Consider the following 16795-nt stretch of genomic DNA (forward strand, 5'->3'; position numbering starts at 1 on the left):
TCGTTTTGAATTAGATTTCACTCGATTGACGCTGGATCCCCAGTTTTTTCATTCGCGATCTCAGTGTACTTGCGGGCACTCCGAGGACATTCGCTGCACCGAGTGGGCCGGATATGCGCCAGTTTAAGCGCTTAAGGGTTTGTTCTATATGCAGCGCTTCCGCTTCCGCTAAGGTTTGCCCTTGGGTTTGAGCTAAGGGATTATTGCTCGGCATAGCGTGGATCTGCAGAATATCTCCTTGGGATAGAATGGCTTCGCGTTCGAGGATATTTTGCAGTTCGCGCACATTGCCCGGCCAAGTATAAGCCATGAGTTTTTGTAGCCCTTTTTGGCTCACTCCACGGATTTTTTTACCTAGCTTACGATTCAAGTTGTGCAGAATATGGCTGACGAGTTCGGGAATATCTTCGATTCTTGCGCGCAGTGGTGGTACTTGAATAGGGAATACATTCAAACGGTAATAGAGATCCATCCTAAATAATCCCTGTTCGACTCGCTTGAGTAAATCGTGGTGACTAGCGGCGACTAAGCGAATATCCACTTGAATGGTTTCGCTGCCACCGAGACGTTCGAAGGATTGTTCTTGGATGACTCGTAGTAGTTTTGATTGGGCTTCTAAACTGAGTTCAGCGACTTCGTCGAGGAACAGTGTGCCTTGATGAGCAAGTTCGAAGCGACCTTTACGGCGGCTCGTGGCGCCAGTAAATGCCCCCTTCTCGTGACCAAAGAGTTCACTTTCTAGTAAAGATGCCGAAAACGCGGCACAGTTGACACTGATCATGGGTTTATCTTTGCGGCGACTGAGCTGATGTAAGTTACGGGCAACGAGTTCTTTTCCTGTGCCATTTTCACCACAAATGAGCACAGTACTGTCGGTATTGGCCACCATGTGCAATTGCTGGATCATATGGCGGATCACTGTACTGGCACCCGAAATATCCACATCACCCGTTTTGTCTGCCAACTCTGCCTGTAGATAATGATTTTCAGAGGCGAGTCGCTCCGAGAGTGCTTGTACTTGGGCTAGGGCTTGGCGTAATGACTGCTCTGTTTGTTTTTGAATACTAATGTCACGAAATATCGCGACTACGCCAATCAGTTGATTGTCACGGTAAACAGGGGTGGAACTGTAATGAACGGGGAAGCTACTGCCATCTTTACGCCAAAATACATCGTGGGTGATTTCTCGGGTGATCCCATCCTTTAAGGTGTTGTAAATCGGACAATCCTCTTGGGGATAATGACTGCCATCTGCATGGCTGTGATGGTGGCAGTTATGGATGTTTTTACCGAGTAGCTCTTCATTCTTCCAACCCGTCATGCGTTCGGCTGCCGGATTGATAAACACCGCATTACCGCTTAAATTAAATCCATAAATACCTTCGCCGACAGCGTTGAGCAGTAACTGGTTTTCCGGTAAGAAATGCTTATCTATCGATTTTTCATTATTGACTGAAATCTTATTGGTCATCTGTCTTACTCTGGTTTTGGCGGTATTTTCTGAGTATACCTTAAGTACTGTGACGCGATATATCGTGTTTTTGATTATGCCCTTTAAGCATTTTTTCTTTGGTGATTTTTCTGCTCACACTTTTTGCCGTTCGAGTACATTTTACTTGGTGCCATACTCTAAAAAATATTTTCATCTAAGAAATTGATATAAAAGATAAATGACTAATATTCATTCAAAAGTCTGATTTAACATTGGATATTGTTTAATTTATGTTATAAAAATGTTTTGTAATGTGATTTTGTGTTGGCCGTGGTAGCAAGGTTTAGGGACGAGAATCGCACAAAGCAGGTCAGGTATTCTAAAAATAATAAGCAGTTGGGATGAATATGATGACCTCAAAGAAGCAGAAGTTTGGATTAAGTGCAGTGAGTTTGGCGATTACTCTAGCCTTGTCTGGTAGTTTAATCAGTCCGCAGGCAATAGCAGAAGAAGATGAGACGGCTATTAAAAATGAGAACGTTGAAAAAATTGCAGTTGTAGGGTCCCGTGCTGCGCCACGCTCAATCGGCGATTCCCCCGTTCCTATTGATATTATTAGTAGTGACGACCTTAAAAAGAATGGTTCGACTGACATGATTGATATGTTAGTGACTTCGGTGCCATCGTTTAACTCACGCGCTCAACCCATTAGTGATGCAGCAACCTTAGTTCGTCCCGTTAATTTACGGGGTTTGCCATCAGACAGTACGCTAGTGCTAGTCAATGGTAAGCGTCGTCACCGTGCATCTGTGATTGCGTTCCAAGGTGGTGGTATTAACGATGGCGCTCAAGGTCCTGATATCTCAGTTATTCCTGGTTCTGCATTAAAGCAAGTTGAAGTGTTGCGCGACGGTGCTGCTGCGCAATATGGCTCTGATGCGATTGCAGGAGTCATGAACTTTGTTTTAAAAGATAATTCCGAGGGTGGTTCCATCACTGTGACCCAAGGAGAATATTACGAGGGTGATGGTGCTACAACTACGGTCGAAGGTGATGTTGGTTTACCTGTGACTGAAAATGGCTTCGTCAATTTGAGCTTCCAGTATAAAAATGCTGACTCCACTAGCCGTAGTGTGCAGCGTCCTGATGCGGTTAACTTAGCCGAGCAGGGTAATACCGCGATTAATGACCCCGCTCAAGTGTGGGGTAATCCTGAAATTAATGATGACTATTCAGTGTTCATCAACTCAGGCTTAGACATTAATGCCAATATGCGTGCCTATGCCTTTGGTAACCTGTCATCCCGCGATGCCGTGGGAGGCTTCTATTATCGTTACCCGCAAAATCGTAGCAATGTGTATTCCAATGATGGTGGTCAGAACTTACTCGTGGGCGCGGTAAATGGTGATCCATCAACATGTGGACTCGTACCTATCCCTAAAAATGCTGATGGAAGTGACGGCAACGTACTCGACACTGATGCATACAAGGCGATGGTTGCCGACCCAAATTGCTTTGCTATGAACCAGATATTTCCAGGTGGCTATACGCCACAGTTCACCGGCACCATTGAAGATATGTCCTTCTTCGCAGGTGTAAAAGGCGATATCGGTGAATGGAATTATGATTTCAGTGCTGGTACGGGGGCGAACAAAGCCAGTTTTGGTCTTAAAAATTCGTTGAATCCATCACTGGGATTAGATACCCCGACGGATTTCGATACGGGAGCTTATGAGCAAGTTGAAACTACCGTTAACCTCGATTTCTCGCGCTTCATAACCTTAGGAGGCATTGAAGACATTAGTTTTGCTTCTGGTTTTGAATGGCGAAATGAGTCGTTTGAGATTTCTCAAGGTGATGAAGCCTCGTGGATTGCAGGCCCTTATGCTAACCAAGGTTTCAACATTGGTGCGCATGGTTTTAAAGGCTTTGGCCCAGAGTCTTCGGGTAAAAACTCACGTCATAACATAGGTATTTATACTGATTTAGAAGCTTATTTAAGTGATGACTGGTTACTCGGTTTAGCACTGCGCTACGAAGACTTTTCAACCTTTGGTGATACGTTAAATTACAAATTGACGTTGCAGTATTCTGCAACGGATGAATTGTCGTTCCGCGCTTCACACAGCACCGGCTTTCGTGCGCCAACGGTTGGTCAAGAAAACGTCGTCAACACCCAGACATCTATCATCGATGGTGAACTGATCCAGACCTTTATTGCCCCCCCAACCGATCCGCTTGCGGCATTTTACGGTGGTGAAGTGTTAAAGCCTGAAGAGTCGATTAGTTATGCGATTGGAGCTGTATATGAGTATGAAAGCTTCTTCTTAACGGTCGATTATTACAACATTGCCGTAGAGGGCCGTATTGCACAGTCGAGTAAGATTGATGTTGAGGCTACAGATTATGATGCGCTGCGGGCTGCGGGCGTTGAGTTCCCTGAGTTAATCCAAGGCGTGAGTTATTACACCAATGACTTTGATACTACCACTCAAGGTATCGATATCGTCGCTTCCTATGATGCGGAAATCCTATCGGGTAATGCTAAGTTTAGTCTTGCCTATGGTTGGACCGATACCAGTGTTGATAAGTTTGATCTTAAAACGACCGATGCAGGTAAAGTTCGCCGTTTAGAAGATGGTATCCCCGCACATCGTGCCACCTTAACTTGGGCACAGTCATGGGACAAGTTAACCCTGTCACTGCGTGGTAACTATTTTGGTGAGTACTATGCGACTCATGCTGACGATACCTCTGATTGGGGCTCTGAAATGGCTGATGCTGCGGTGACCGTCGATCTTGAAATGAGCTATCAATTACTTGATGGCTTAACGCTGGCTGTGGGGGCTAATAATCTATTTGATCAAGAAGCGCAAAAGCTGAAAGAAGGGACCTTGGGTGAACTCGGTGGCGTTTATTATGAAAGTGGGCCATTCGATTACAACGGCGGTTTCTACTATGGTCGAGTGAATTACCGTTTTTAATGAGTAAGCCAATTTATAGAAGCGATTTCTAACCCACCTTTCAAGAAATTTGGCTTTTATAAATAGAAGTGAAGTAAGCAAAAAGGCTGCAATGCAGCCTTTTTTATTCGTATTTGACTCGTCCTAAATATAGTTTAGTGCTTAGTTACGATTCGTTTGCGCGGCAACTAAACCATTTAACACATCACTCATACTGAGTTTTGACGGCAAGAGAATTCCATTGGGGGCGCTTGGACCATAAATTTTATTGTAGGGCGTGCCGGGCACTCCTTCGTGGCGCATATAGGTTTCAATCGTTTTATTCGCCTCACTCCAGTTTCCTTGCATCAGAATGATATTGTCGGCCATCAAGGCATTTACAATTTGCTCCCTGTGGGTGACTTCCGCTTTATTCGTTTGGCAGATGGTGCACCAATCAGAGGTAATATCGACAAAGACTGTATAGCCTTGGGCAACCAGAGGCGCGATTTTCTCTGGGGCTAAGGTGTGCCATTGTAGTTTTTGATAGGCTTGGTAATCCTCGCTTTTGTGCACAAATCCAATAATAGCACTGAGTCCTAAGGCGAAAAATCCCAGCACAAAAATCACCGTCAGTGGTATGGTTTTACCTTTTTGTCTTTGCCAAAGCAGCAATAAGATCGCACCTATTAATAGGCAAAGAATAAAAATACTGGTCAGCGTTATAGTGTTCATAAAATTTCCTGATTGAGAATCGCCTTTGTGATAATAGCGATGAAGGCTTAGGTATTAAGGTTTGGCTATAAAGACTTAGGTTAGCGCTAATCTTAGCGGTTAACGGCTTAAATCAGTGTGAATTTATGGGATTATCGCGTTTTGGGTTCTCTTAAATGACTGTTCATTTATTGAAAATGGATTTATTAGCGTTAACGCCTTGATGGCGCGATGCTAGAATGGCAAGCAAGTTTAAGGCCCTGCAGTGGGCATTTTTATTCGGCGAAAGGTGTCATCAATGAGTTGGAGTACTTGGTTAGGTTTATTGGCTATTTGTTGTTTGGGGGCTATGTCGCCGGGCCCAAGTTTGACTATGGTAGTACGTCATACTTTAGGTGGTGGGCGGGGAAAGGGGATCGTCTGTGCTTGGGCACACTCGATAGGGATTGGGATCTATGCGCTGGTGACGTTACTGGGCTTAGCCGTAGTCCTTAAAAAGGCGCCCTTAGTCTTTAATGGCATTGCGATTCTCGGTGCCTTATACCTTGCTTGGATGGGAGTTCAAGCGCTGCGTTCCAATGGCGGTATGCAAGCTAAATTGGCTGCAGGGGAGGCGACAGATACCTTAACCGCAGCCCGTGATGGTATTGCTATTTCTTTATTCAACCCTAAGATAATGCTATTTTTTCTTGCGTTATTCAGCCAATTTGTGATGGTCGCCGACAGTATGACGGCTAAAGCATTAATTGTCTTTACACCGTTAGTGGTCGATGGTCTTTGGTATACCTTGATAGCCTTATTGCTATCCCACTCGAGTGTGTTGCCTAAGTTGAGAGAAAAAGCGAGGTTAATTGATAAGTTGTCCGGCGTAGTATTAATATTGCTGGCGATTCGTGTGGTGTACACGCTTTAGTGATCTATCTAAAATCATTGGTTTTAAATAACAAACACGCCATCAATCGATGGCGTGTTTGTTGATGGCTATGCATTTTAAATCAAGGCGTGATTAGCCTTTAAACATTTGCACAGAATTATCAGCTTCTTCTGCCACACTTTCTTGGATAATGGGTGGATTGGCAATGTGGTCGTCTAAGTTGTCACTCAGCATTTCTTTGAATTCACTGCTAAACCATTCTAATGCGCTCTCTTTTTCTGCACCGAGATCCGCTGATTTTATCGCGGCTTCGAAGGCATTAAAACGTGCTGCGGCAAAACGGAGTGCTGTGCCAACTTTACCTACATCTGCTTCTTGTTGGCTTAGCTGATTGGCTAAGGCAATAAACTGATCGGCAAGTTCGTAAATGGTGGTGCTGCTCGTGTCGGTCATGGCGTTCACTCTAAAAAAGTAACAGATTAAAGTTCGATTCTAACTTAATTGGTGTAAGAAGGAATCGTCAGGCATTAACTATTGGGATCTGTGTCGGTAATGACGACTCCTGTATGGGAGTCATAATTAATCGACAGTTTATCGTTTGTTCGATACAAATAAGTGCACTGGCCAGGATCGGTATAACTGGCTTTATAGTCGGTTTCAGTCGCATCAATATTCAAGCGCGAGACACTTGGCTGGGCATTTTGAAATAATACTTCCCATACCGATATACAGTCTTCGACATTATCGAGTGCCGGAGAGGCCTCATTGCCATGGATATAGTGTTGTGCTGGCCAACCGAAGGCGTTGAAATCTATTTGTTCGGATTGTGCCGTACCAAATACGGGTAAATCCTCTTTTGGACCTGAGCCCACTTTTACAGCCCATACTGAACGTGCCAGATTGATGGCTGATTTAAAGCCTCCGCCTGCCGCTTTAACTGTTGCAATTTGCGCATCTTGTTGCACATTGATAAATTTTGGCAGGGCCACTACGGCTAAAATACCGAGCACTATGATGACCACCACAAGTTCAATTAAGGTGAAACCCGTTTGATGTCTTTGAATTGATTTATCAGAATGTTGGATCATCATTACGTATCAGAGTGTGCGAGAATGGGCGCACTATATCACTTAATTTCGAATGTTTTAAATTGAAAGTCTTAACGTGAGACCTAGCAGGTTTAGTGGTATTACTTAGCGGCAGGTAAGGTCTGCAAACTTGCCATACTACTACAGGACTTTTAAGCTAACCCGATTATAGAATTGAGGAAGTAAAATAGTGACTCAGGCGACATGGCAAACATTTATCGATGAGCAAAGAGCTTTGCCTTATTTTCAGCAACTAAGCGCATTTGTTGACAATGAACGCAGGGCTGGGAAAGTGGTTTATCCACCCGAAGTTGATGTTTTCAATGCTTTTAGTATGACGCCCCTTGAACAAGTCAGAGTGGTTTTGATTGGCCAAGATCCCTATCACGGCCCAGATCAAGCCCATGGTTTATGTTTTTCGGTTAAACGCGGGATAAAACCACCGCCATCTTTAGCCAATATGTACAAAGAATTAGCGACGGATATTGAAGGTTTTGTTGTGCCATCCCATGGTGATTTATCCGAATGGGCGGAGCAGGGGATATTGATGCTCAATACTGTGCTGACCGTTGAGCAAGGCAAGGCGCATTCCCATGCCAAAGCAGGGTGGGAAGTATTTACGACTGCGGTGCTGGAATCATTAAATCGGCAGACTCAGCCGATTATTTTCGTGCTTTGGGGCAGTCATGCCATCAAAAAAGGTCAAGTGATTAACGCACCGCAACATCAAGTGCTCACAGGACCACATCCTTCACCTTTATCGGCTTATCGCGGTTTTTTTGGTTGTGGGCATTTCTCTCAAGTGAATCAATTATTGCTTGAGCGAGGCGAAACGCCGATCCTTTGGCAGGTTTGATTTTAGGATTGCGGTTAAAGCAATAAAAAAGGTCTTACTGAGTAAGACCTTATTTTTGGGGCGAAACTACATTAGTTAGCAATCAGTGGTTTCTGTCGACCGAAATCTTAGCTAGTGTTACTAAGGCTTGCTTATAGTCGCTATCGGGTAAAGCAGATAATGCCGCGATCGCTTTCTCTGATTCTTCAATTGCTTTTTGTTGGGTGTAGTTTAACGCGCCGCAATGGTGCAGTGCTGCTACGATTTTATCTATGGCCTGAGTACCATCACCTTGTTCAATTGCTTGACGTATGAGCTGTTTCTCTTCGTCTGTGCCATGGGCAATGGCATAGATGAGTGGCAGCGTCGGTTTACCTTCGGCAAGGTCATCACCGATATTCTTACCTAGCTCGTCACTGTCGGCGGTATAGTCGAGTAAGTCGTCGGTAAGCTGAAAGGCGGTGCCGAGATACTTACCATAGTTGCCTAAGGCGGTTTCTTGCTCAGGCGTTGCACCTGCTAGCACGCCCGCGAGTAGCGTAGCGGCTTCAAATAACTTGGCTGTTTTGCAATAAATGACCCGCATATAGCTTTCTTCAGTGGTGTCTGGGTCATTACAATTCATCAGCTGTAAGACTTCACCCTCGGCCAACACGTTAGTCGTATCAGCTAACACTCTGAGCACTTTCATGTTGTCAAGTTCAGTCATCATCTGGAATGAGCGGGTATAAAGGAAATCCCCGACTAGCACACTGGCACTATTGCCAAACAGTGCATTGGCGGTTTCTCGTCCGCGGCGTAACGTCGATTCATCAACTACATCATCGTGGAGCAATGAGGCTGTATGGATAAACTCAATAATCGCCGCTAGCTTAAGATGTGCTTCGCCTTCGTAGCTCACCGCACGTGCGGCTAAAACCGACAGCAGAGGACGAAGACGTTTACCACCACCATTAATAATGTAAAAACCTAATTGATTAATTAGGGCGACATCTGATTCAAGCTGTTTATATATCAGCTGATTGACTGCTTGCATATCAGTGTCAGCCAGTTGACGAATAGCGTTTAAATCCATAATAGACTCTGGTTGTGGGGTCATTACGTACCCGGCCCCTGTTTAGGCTCACGTGTTATAATGAAATGAATTTTACCTAAAATTCTGACATATGACAGCACTAGCTCAACTAATGTGAGAGTTAATCCGGTCTTTTTTTATTCTTTCCTAATTAGGGCTTGCCAGAGTTAGATTCTTCGCGTAAACTCCGCGCCCATTGTCAATAAAGTTTTTGTAGCACCCTGCCTCATCCAAGAATGAGCCCGCGTGTTAGGAATTGGAGTAAAATAGCTATGTACGCTGTTTTTCAAAGTGGTGGTAAACAACACCGTGTAGCTGAAGGCCACACAGTACGTTTAGAAAAGTTAGAAGTTGCAACTGGCGAAACTATCGAGTTCGATCAAGTTCTTTTGATCGCTGATGGCGAAACAGTGCATGTTGGTGCTCCTTTAGTAGCTGGCGGTAAAGTCGTTGCTGAAGTTGTAAGTCACGGTCGTGGCGATAAAGTTACTATCGTTAAGTTCCGTCGTCGTAAGCACCACGACAAGAAAATGGGCCACCGTCAGTGGTTCACTGAAGTTAAAATTACTGCTATCAACGCATAATAGGAGTCTAACTCATGGCACATAAAAAAGCTGGCGGTTCTACTCGTAACGGCCGCGATTCAGAAAGTAAACGTCTAGGTGTTAAGCGCTTTGGCGGTGAATCAGTTCTAGCTGGTAACATTATTGTTCGTCAACGTGGTACTAAATTCCACGCTGGTGTAAACGTAGGTATTGGTCGTGACCATACTCTGTTTGCTCTGACTGATGGTAAAGTTAAATTCGAAGTTAAAGGCGCTAATAACCGTAAGTTTATTAGCATCGAAGCTTAACTTTCGAACCTAGCTTATACTGTTAAAGCCCCGCCATTGGTGGGGCTTTCTGTTTTTTGTGCTTCTATTTACGCCGTGTAGATGCTTGAGTTGGTAAATGATTACCAAGAATGAGCATTGACAGGTAAGATTGGGAGCAAAGTATCTCGAGTTTTTTGGCGACCAATGAAGTTAGACGGTATAATTGCTTCATTCAGTGGTGCCAGGAGTAAGTATGAAGTTTGTCGATGAGGCAGTAATTAGGGTCGAAGCAGGCGACGGCGGTAGCGGTTGTGTTAGCTTTAGGCGCGAAAAATATGTACCTGATGGTGGTCCTGATGGTGGTGATGGTGGCGACGGTGGCAGTGTTTTTCTGCAGGCTGACGAAAACTTCAACACTTTGATCGAGTTCCGTTTTGAACGTTTTCACATGGCTGAACGTGGCGAAAATGGTCGTGGCCGTGATTGTACTGGTCATAGCGGTAAAGATCTGATCTTAAAAGTTCCTGTTGGTACTCGCGCGGTCGATCATGATACTGAAGAAGTCCTTGGGGATTTAACAACCCACGGTCAAAAGCTATTGGTTGCCAAAGGTGGTTTCCATGGTTTAGGTAACACCCGTTTTAAGAGCAGTACTAACCGTGCCCCACGTCAAAAGACGTTAGGGACACCCGGTGAAGTTCGTAGCCTTAAATTAGAGTTGTTACTGCTGGCTGACGTTGGTTTGCTTGGCATGCCTAACGCGGGTAAGTCGACATTCATTCGTGCGGTTTCCCGTGCAACGCCGAAAGTGGCTGATTATCCGTTTACAACACTGGTGCCTAACTTAGGTGTGGTTAATCCACGTCCTGGGCAAAGCTTTGTGATTGCGGATATTCCTGGTCTCATCGAAGGCGCTGCCGATGGTGCGGGTTTAGGTATTCGCTTCTTAAAGCATCTTGAGCGTTGCCGTATTCTGCTGCACATCATAGATATTGAGCCGATTGACGGAACCGATCCGGTTGAGTCTGCGCGCGCTATCGTAGGTGAGCTTGAGAAATATTCTCCAAAGTTGGCGAGTAAGCCGCGTTGGTTAGTCTTTAACAAAACCGATCTGCTGCTTGAAGAAGAGCTGCAAGAGAAGGTTGATCGTATCGTTAAAGAAATGGGTTGGGAAGGCGATGTTTACACTATCTCCGCCTATAACCGCGACGGTACCAGTGAGTTGGCATTAAAACTCCTCGATTACATTGCGAGTCTTCCACCTGAAGACAATGAAGTCGACCCAGATAGTGAAGTTGAGTTCAAGTGGGATAATTATCATCAAGCAAACCTTGATTCATTGAATGAAGATTATGTTGATGAAGATGATGACGACGACTTTGATGATGACGACTACGACGTAGAAGTTATTTACCAAAGATAATAGTAATCTTTGAGTTTTGAGAGTTCTGTGTACGCTGATACTCAAAATGATATTACTCGGCAAGTTGTGCGTGCTGCACAATTGCTACTGGCCTACGGCGCGGAATCTGATTTAGTTGAAGAAATCAGCCAGCGTCTAGGTCAGGCTTTAGGTCTTGCCAGCGTAGAGCTCTCTATTTCCTCCAATTCCCTCGTGTTAACCAGTTTGGTTCATGGTCGCTGTATCACAACTACTCGTCGTATTCGTGAGCATGGCATTAACATGACAGTCGTCTGTGAATTGCAACGTATCTGTTTACTCGCGGAAAAGGGGCTGTATGGCCCAAATGAAGTGCGTAAACGCTTGGCGCGGATTGAACCTAAAACCTATCCTCCTAGCTTAGTGGTATTCATGATTGGCCTGTCGTGCGCTAGCTTCTGTCATTTATTTAATGGCGATCTCACTGCATGCGTGATTACTTTTTTTGCCGCGGCAGTGGGTATGTCGGTACGTTTAGCAATTGCTAAGCGACATTTTAATTTATTAGTCAATTTTGCCATCACAGCTTTCGTCACCAGTATGCTGGCTCAAACGGGTTATTTGTTTGAGTTAAGTGAAACTCCTAAGGCTGCTATGGCCGCGAGTGTGCTGATGTTAGTGCCGGGTTTTCCGATGATTAATGCGATTTCCGACATGGTAAAAGGGCACATGAATGTCGGTATATCCCGCTGGGGTCATGCTACTTTGCTGACCGTTTCTTCTGTCATTGGCATTACGATTGCGATGCAGATCGGCGGAATTTTCCTATGATGGAATTACTGATAACGCTGCTGCACGATGCTTTTTTCTCAGCAATTCCCGCCGTAGGATTTGCTATGGTATTTAATGTTCCTAAACGATTTCTTCCTTACTGCGCTTTAGCGGGAGCCATTGGCCATAGTTCCCGTACTTTAATGTTACAGTTTGGTCTGCCAATCGAGTGGGCAACCTTCGCCGCCGCGGCATTAGTAGGGATTATTACCATAGGGTTTGGTAAGCGCCACTTAGCGCCACCTTTAATGTATGCTGTCGCTGCGATTATTCCTATGATCCCAGGCACTTATGCATTTAATACTGTGATTGCCTTAGTGCAATTGACCGCTCAATCTCAAGTCAGTCCTGAACTGACGGGGCAAGTGATTAGTAATGGCCTCAAAACCGTCTTTATTCTAGGGGCGTTAGCCGTGGGTTTGGCCATGCCGAGTTTGCTGTATTTCAGGACTCGCCCCGTCATTCAATAATTCTATTTCTATAAAACAGGAGTGAGCATGCGCATTGCTATGATAGCCGCGATGGCAAACAATCGAGTCATCGGAAAAGATAATAAAATGCCATGGCATCTTCCAGAAGATCTACGTCACTTTAAAGCGATGACCCTAGGCAAGCCTGTTGTGATGGGACGTAAGACCTTTGAGTCAATCGGTAGGCCCCTTCCTGGTCGACATAACATAGTGATTTCACGCCAAACGGATCTTGTGATTGAGGGCGTGACCTGTGTGACCTCATTTGATGCAGCCAAACAAGCTGCTGGTGAATGTGAAGAGTTAGTGGTTATAGGTGGTGGCCAGCTTTATGCCGAGTTATTGCCCTGCGCCGATATCTTATATTTGACGCAAATCAATCTTGAGGTGAAAGGCGATACATTTTTCCCCCACTGGGACGATGGGACTTGGAAGGAAACTGAATCTTTGGCGAGTATAAATGCGGCTGGTTTGGAATATCGCTTTATCAATTTGGTAAAAAAATGTTAAATTGCAGCTTCTGTTGTGTACCCTGTGTGTATGGGGCGTCGGTTTATCTAACGTATTGCATCATATCGGACATTTAGTTTTCACGGAAAGAGATAGCCTATTTCGTTATCCTAGATTTCGAACGAGAGCTAAAGCCAAGAGGTCAATATCATTTAGACAATAGATGCAGCCCATACAGAATTGATAATAAAACTATAAGAAAGTATTAAGGAGTATCGGATGCGTCTTATGCCTGTGGCCTTGGCTGCGTTGATTGGATTTAGTTCTATTGCTGTACCAACTTCTGCTGTTGCGGGGGAAGATCCACTCGTAGCGAGTCTTTGTGATTATGTAAAAGCTAACGACAAAAACCGCTTACGTAAAAAGTTAAAAGAAAGCCGCGTTAAGTTACGTCAGATTTACAGTGGTATCAGTTGCGATGGTGCAAGTCTATTGCGCACCGCTTACGGTGCGAGTGCGAACGATACTGGTGAGTTTGTGGCTAAGCGTTTGTCGGCGACTGAATTGAGTGTTGCTGAAGCTGATGGGATGACAATCCAAGCTTGGGCTGAAGCAAACGGTCATGGTGCTAGCCCAATTACCGCTGCAGTGAAAGAGCGTCTTGGCGCTGCTGCGGGCGGTGAAGAAGAGTAATGCGGATTTGAACTTAGCGGCACTTTAGCCCTATTTGCTGCTACGTTATATTAAACGTCTAATATCAAGTATCTAGCATTAAGCTAGATAAAAATGCCAAACTTAAGTTTGGCATTTTTTATGGCCTTAATTTGTGCAAAGGCCGGACAGTTCGAGTCGTCAGTAAGATAGGCAAGTGAATTCGTCTCAAAAGAAAGGGCCGCTAAGCGACCCTAGGTTTTAGTGGTGATAAACATTAGACTCTAAATTCACCGACCGAAGCTTGGAGTTCTTCGGCTAATTTGGCGACTTGATGGCTAGATTGAGCCGTTTGATCTGCACCGATAGCGGTTTCTTCTGAAATTGCTGCAATATGCTCTAGTTTTTCAGAAACTTGCTGGCTTACTAAATTCTGTTCCTGCGCAGCATGGGCGATATGGGTGCCAGAATCATAGGCCTTATGCACAGATTGGCTAATGGTTTCGAGGGCAATGTTGGCTTGCTCCGTTTTTTCAACACAGGCGTTGGCTTGAGCACGCCCCATATCCATGGCGGCAACAGCTTGCTCTGCACCTTGCTGCAACACTTCGATCATCTGTTGGATCTCTCTGGTCGACACTTGAGTGCGTGAGGCTAAACTACGCACTTCATCGGCAACTACCGCAAAACCACGACCTTGTTCACCCGCACGGGCGGCTTCAATAGCGGCGTTAAGGGCGAGTAGGTTAGTCTGCTCAGCAATACCACGGATCACATCCAAAATTGAGCCAATAGAGGCGCTGTCCGACTGCACTTTATTAATCACAACACCCGCTTTGGCCACTTCATCGGCTAAAGCCAAAATAGTCAGTTTGTTCTCTTGTGCAATGGCACGCATGTGCTGAGTTTCTTGATCAGCCTGTTTGATTTGCTCAAGGGCTTGATTGGCACTTAAAGACACCTGCTGAGCACTAGAGCTAAGTTCAGTTGTCGCAGTAGCCACTTGGTCAACTTGGCTTTTTTGTTCTTGTATGCCTGAGGTGGTTTGCGCTGTGATTGCTGATGTTTGTTCGGCTGCCGCGGCAAGTTGATTTGACCTATCTAAAATACCTATGATTAAACTGCGTAAGCTATCGACGAGACGATTACAGTTTTTTGCAAGTTCGGCAAATTCATCGTGTCCAGAGTCATCTAGTTTATGGGTAAGGTTGCCTGAGGCTAAGACGTTCAGGGCATTGTTCACTTGGCTGAGTGAGCGTTTTAACGGATTCACCACAGCAAAACTCACAATCACTGCGACAACGATTGCTATTAACACGACAATCATGGTTTGTATGCTGGCAGAGTCAATCTTGGCTATGGTGTCATTGCTCATGTTCGCGGCAACAAGTTCGATGTTATCGCTGACATCATTCATGTTCGAATTGATGACTTTCACATCATTTTCAATAATGCCAAGTTTTATCACAGCTTCTTTGGAGTGGGAGAGCTGACTCGATTTTAGCAGCAACATAGATTGCGGACCTGTGACGAGCGCTAATACTTTTTCGATATCTTTAGTGACCGAGCTTAAGGTATCCGCTTCGACGATACCTTGACCGTGACGATTCACATATTCAAGTTTGTTCTTGGTTTCGCTGATAATGTAGTCAAGTTCCTTTGAGATCAGTTCGTGCTTACTGTCTTCGTCATTTGTTACTAAATCTGCAATAGTGGTGATGATATTTCCGAGGCTAGTATCAATAGCGCTGGCTGATGCAGCAAGACTCTGCTCATCGGGATTCTGACTGCTTTCTAAATCAACAATATCGAGCAGTTCTGATGAGGCATCATCGGCGGCATTTTCGAGCTTTTTCTTTAGTTCAACGAGCTGTTCTTGCTTGCTCAATGAGGCCTCACGTTCGGCGATCATGGCAATACTATCTCGCTCAAAGGTGGCAAAGCTGCCGCTTAATTGGGCAATTAAAGAAGATAGATTCTGCTGGCTCTTGACTAACTGAGTGAGTGTGGCAATTTCGTTTTTGAACTGAGTCCCATGGTCTTCGAATACTTTACGAATATTCGGGATATTTGCCGATCTAGGGGTGTTATAGGCAATGAGGATTTGTCTTTGTTGCTCACTCAATGCTTCACTAAGGTGGTTTGTCGATTTCAGCGCGGGCAAGCTTAATTCTTGCATCATAGCAGAGCTGGCTTTTAGGCTATTGTTGGTTAAATAAGATGTAAATCCTAGCAACACGAGTAAAAGTGTGACAATACCAAATCCGCCAATCACTCTGGTGGCTACATTAAATTTCATAGGATACTCCGATTTTTATTATATTTTTCCAAATGAAAACAGGGTGATATTCAGGGTTAGGCGGTTCAGTCTGTTATCGACTTTAAGCTGTTTTAGTTTAACTCTTTTTTAACTTTTTTTGCGTAATTTTTTGGTCTTTTTCAAGATGCCATAAGGTTAAGTGTTCACCCCAGCAACAGCCTGTATCTAAAGCCTTTAATTTAGTATCGTTGACTTTGCCCATCAACGCAGCCCAATGGCCAAATACTAAGGTATGACTCTGACGCAGTGGCGAAGCAAACTCAAACCAAGGTTTGAGTTGTGGATTAGTACAGTTTTCAGGAGGTTGTTTGCAATCAAAATCAAGTCGGCCATCGACATAAAGATAGCGCATGCGTGTTAATGCATTGATGCAATAACGTAAGCGCTCTATGCCTATTGCACTTGGATCCCATTGCTCGGCGGTATCTGAATACATTTGGCTTATTAATGTCTCAAGATAATCATCGTGCTTGAGCGCGCGACTGACGAGTGCGGATTCTTCTCTTAATACCTCCAGCGACCACTGGGGTGGTACACCCGCATGACTCATAATGAGTTGGTGTTCAGGTAATTCACGCATAAGAGGTTGTTGTCTCAGCCAGTCAATTGAGGCTGAGATATCGGGGGATTCTAGAATTTCAGTGAGATTATCGCTGGGCTTAGCGCGCTTGAGCTTACCGTGTAATGCCATTAGATGGAGATCGTGGTTACCTAAAACCGTTTTAGCGGAATCACCTAAGGAGCGAAAAAACCTTAGCGTAGCTAAGGAGTCAGGTCCACGTGCAACAAGATCACCTACAGCCCAGAGTTCATCGCGGGAAGGATTAAAATCGACCTTAGCTAGTAATTTTTGTAACTCAGCGAAACAGCCTTGAATATCACCAACAAAATAATGCGCCACAGTACCCCTTTTCTAAC

Annotated in this window: 17 protein-coding genes; 10 read left to right on the forward strand and 7 right to left on the reverse strand. The window is 44.7% G+C overall.

Annotation, left to right across the window (positions count from 1 at the left end; genetic code table 11):
• Window positions 1-10: 10 nt before the first annotated feature.
• On the reverse strand, window positions 11-1471 hold the full coding sequence (locus L5M49_RS06550) for a sigma-54 interaction domain-containing protein (RefSeq protein ID WP_263265676.1): 1461 nt from the start codon (window positions 1469-1471) through the stop codon (window positions 11-13).
• 368 nt (window positions 1472-1839) lie between these two features.
• Between L5M49_RS06550 and L5M49_RS06555 the strand changes: the two genes are divergently transcribed.
• Window positions 1840-4416, forward strand: coding sequence for a TonB-dependent receptor plug domain-containing protein (locus L5M49_RS06555; RefSeq protein WP_263265701.1), 2577 nt, complete (start codon window positions 1840-1842; stop codon window positions 4414-4416).
• Between the two features lie 141 nt (window positions 4417-4557).
• On the opposite strand, the gene L5M49_RS06560 is transcribed toward L5M49_RS06555, so the two are convergent.
• Window positions 4558-5109, reverse strand: coding sequence for a thioredoxin family protein (locus tag L5M49_RS06560; protein WP_219255264.1), 552 nt, complete (start codon window positions 5107-5109; stop codon window positions 4558-4560).
• Between the two features lie 277 nt (window positions 5110-5386).
• On the opposite strand from L5M49_RS06560, the gene L5M49_RS06565 reads away from it, so the two are divergent.
• Complete coding sequence (locus L5M49_RS06565) at window positions 5387-6001, forward strand: LysE family translocator (RefSeq protein ID WP_263265677.1); 615 nt, start codon at window positions 5387-5389, stop codon at window positions 5999-6001.
• Window positions 6002-6094: 93 nt separating this feature from the next.
• Here L5M49_RS06565 and L5M49_RS06570 read toward each other — a convergent pair whose 3' ends face one another.
• Window positions 6095-6415 carry a DUF3144 domain-containing protein gene (locus L5M49_RS06570; protein WP_105250001.1) on the reverse strand — a complete coding sequence of 107 codons (321 nt, stop codon included), beginning with the start codon at window positions 6413-6415 and terminating at the stop codon, window positions 6095-6097.
• A gap of 74 nt (window positions 6416-6489) precedes the next feature.
• On the reverse strand, window positions 6490-7053 hold the full coding sequence (locus tag L5M49_RS06575; RefSeq protein ID WP_028761538.1) for a Tfp pilus assembly protein FimT/FimU: 564 nt from the start codon (window positions 7051-7053) through the stop codon (window positions 6490-6492).
• Between the two features lie 187 nt (window positions 7054-7240).
• On the opposite strand from L5M49_RS06575, the gene ung reads away from it, so the two are divergent.
• Window positions 7241-7906 (forward strand): uracil-DNA glycosylase, encoded by a 666-nt coding sequence (gene ung / locus L5M49_RS06580; RefSeq protein ID WP_263265678.1) that lies wholly within the window; start codon window positions 7241-7243, stop codon window positions 7904-7906.
• Between the two features lie 82 nt (window positions 7907-7988).
• Here the strand turns inward: ung and ispB are convergent, their stop codons facing one another.
• On the reverse strand, window positions 7989-8960 hold the full coding sequence (gene ispB / locus L5M49_RS06585) for an octaprenyl diphosphate synthase (protein ID WP_049821790.1): 972 nt from the start codon (window positions 8958-8960) through the stop codon (window positions 7989-7991).
• Between the two features lie 272 nt (window positions 8961-9232).
• On the opposite strand from ispB, the gene rplU reads away from it, so the two are divergent.
• The 7 genes from rplU (at window position 9233) to L5M49_RS06620 (ending at window position 13599) form a co-directional block, all read left to right on the forward strand.
• The gene (gene rplU, locus L5M49_RS06590) at window positions 9233-9544 is read left to right on the forward strand and encodes a 50S ribosomal protein L21 (protein WP_006080526.1); all 312 of its coding nucleotides are present in this window, start codon (window positions 9233-9235) and stop codon (window positions 9542-9544) included.
• Between the two features lie 14 nt (window positions 9545-9558).
• Window positions 9559-9813, forward strand: a complete 255-nt coding sequence (gene rpmA / locus L5M49_RS06595; protein WP_006080527.1) for a 50S ribosomal protein L27 — start codon at window positions 9559-9561, stop codon at window positions 9811-9813.
• A 214-nt stretch (window positions 9814-10027) separates the two neighbouring features.
• A complete protein-coding gene (gene cgtA, locus L5M49_RS06600; protein WP_105250000.1) occupies window positions 10028-11197 on the forward strand; it encodes an Obg family GTPase CgtA in 1170 nt (389 codons plus the stop codon).
• Between the two features lie 27 nt (window positions 11198-11224).
• Entirely contained in the window at window positions 11225-11986 is a 762-nt protein-coding gene (locus L5M49_RS06605; RefSeq protein WP_113939893.1) for a threonine/serine exporter family protein, read from the forward strand.
• A complete protein-coding gene (locus L5M49_RS06610) occupies window positions 11983-12456 on the forward strand; it encodes a threonine/serine exporter family protein (RefSeq protein ID WP_113939894.1) in 474 nt (157 codons plus the stop codon). The genes L5M49_RS06605 and L5M49_RS06610 overlap by 4 nt, the downstream gene beginning before the upstream one ends.
• 27 nt (window positions 12457-12483) lie before the next feature.
• Window positions 12484-12966, forward strand: a complete 483-nt coding sequence (folA, locus tag L5M49_RS06615) for a type 3 dihydrofolate reductase (protein ID WP_263265679.1) — start codon at window positions 12484-12486, stop codon at window positions 12964-12966.
• Between the two features lie 219 nt (window positions 12967-13185).
• Window positions 13186-13599 carry a DUF3718 domain-containing protein gene (locus L5M49_RS06620; protein WP_105249997.1) on the forward strand — a complete coding sequence of 138 codons (414 nt, stop codon included), beginning with the start codon at window positions 13186-13188 and terminating at the stop codon, window positions 13597-13599.
• A 235-nt stretch (window positions 13600-13834) separates the two neighbouring features.
• On the opposite strand, the gene L5M49_RS06625 is transcribed toward L5M49_RS06620, so the two are convergent.
• Complete coding sequence (locus L5M49_RS06625) at window positions 13835-15856, reverse strand: methyl-accepting chemotaxis protein (protein WP_198572988.1); 2022 nt, start codon at window positions 15854-15856, stop codon at window positions 13835-13837.
• A 97-nt stretch (window positions 15857-15953) separates the two neighbouring features.
• A complete protein-coding gene (locus tag L5M49_RS06630) occupies window positions 15954-16778 on the reverse strand; it encodes a symmetrical bis(5'-nucleosyl)-tetraphosphatase (RefSeq protein WP_263168054.1) in 825 nt (274 codons plus the stop codon).
• Window positions 16779-16795: the final 17 nt, after the last annotated feature.

The organism is Shewanella sp. SM74 (assembly GCF_025653725.1).
In the GTDB taxonomy this organism is placed as follows: domain Bacteria; phylum Pseudomonadota; class Gammaproteobacteria; order Enterobacterales; family Shewanellaceae; genus Shewanella; species Shewanella oncorhynchi.

What these genes read in the sequence shown, in the direction of transcription:
- L5M49_RS06560 (WP_219255264.1), bottom strand. Translation starts at nt 5,109, where the DNA reads ATGAACACTATAACGCTGACCAGTATTTTTATTCTTTGCCTATTAATA.
- L5M49_RS06550 (WP_263265676.1), bottom strand. Translation starts at nt 1,471, where the DNA reads ATGACCAATAAGATTTCAGTCAATAATGAAAAATCGATAGATAAGCAT.
- L5M49_RS06570 (WP_105250001.1), bottom strand. Translation starts at nt 6,415, where the DNA reads ATGACCGACACGAGCAGCACCACCATTTACGAACTTGCCGATCAGTTT.
- rplU (WP_006080526.1), top strand. Translation starts at nt 9,233, where the DNA reads ATGTACGCTGTTTTTCAAAGTGGTGGTAAACAACACCGTGTAGCTGAA.
- ispB (WP_049821790.1), bottom strand. Translation starts at nt 8,960, where the DNA reads ATGGATTTAAACGCTATTCGTCAACTGGCTGACACTGATATGCAAGCA.
- folA (WP_263265679.1), top strand. Translation starts at nt 12,484, where the DNA reads ATGCGCATTGCTATGATAGCCGCGATGGCAAACAATCGAGTCATCGGA.
- L5M49_RS06625 (WP_198572988.1), bottom strand. Translation starts at nt 15,856, where the DNA reads ATGAAATTTAATGTAGCCACCAGAGTGATTGGCGGATTTGGTATTGTC.
- L5M49_RS06620 (WP_105249997.1), top strand. Translation starts at nt 13,186, where the DNA reads ATGCGTCTTATGCCTGTGGCCTTGGCTGCGTTGATTGGATTTAGTTCT.
- L5M49_RS06610 (WP_113939894.1), top strand. Translation starts at nt 11,983, where the DNA reads ATGATGGAATTACTGATAACGCTGCTGCACGATGCTTTTTTCTCAGCA.
- cgtA (WP_105250000.1), top strand. Translation starts at nt 10,028, where the DNA reads ATGAAGTTTGTCGATGAGGCAGTAATTAGGGTCGAAGCAGGCGACGGC.
- L5M49_RS06565 (WP_263265677.1), top strand. Translation starts at nt 5,387, where the DNA reads ATGAGTTGGAGTACTTGGTTAGGTTTATTGGCTATTTGTTGTTTGGGG.
- rpmA (WP_006080527.1), top strand. Translation starts at nt 9,559, where the DNA reads ATGGCACATAAAAAAGCTGGCGGTTCTACTCGTAACGGCCGCGATTCA.
- L5M49_RS06575 (WP_028761538.1), bottom strand. Translation starts at nt 7,053, where the DNA reads ATGATGATCCAACATTCTGATAAATCAATTCAAAGACATCAAACGGGT.
- L5M49_RS06555 (WP_263265701.1), top strand. Translation starts at nt 1,840, where the DNA reads ATGATGACCTCAAAGAAGCAGAAGTTTGGATTAAGTGCAGTGAGTTTG.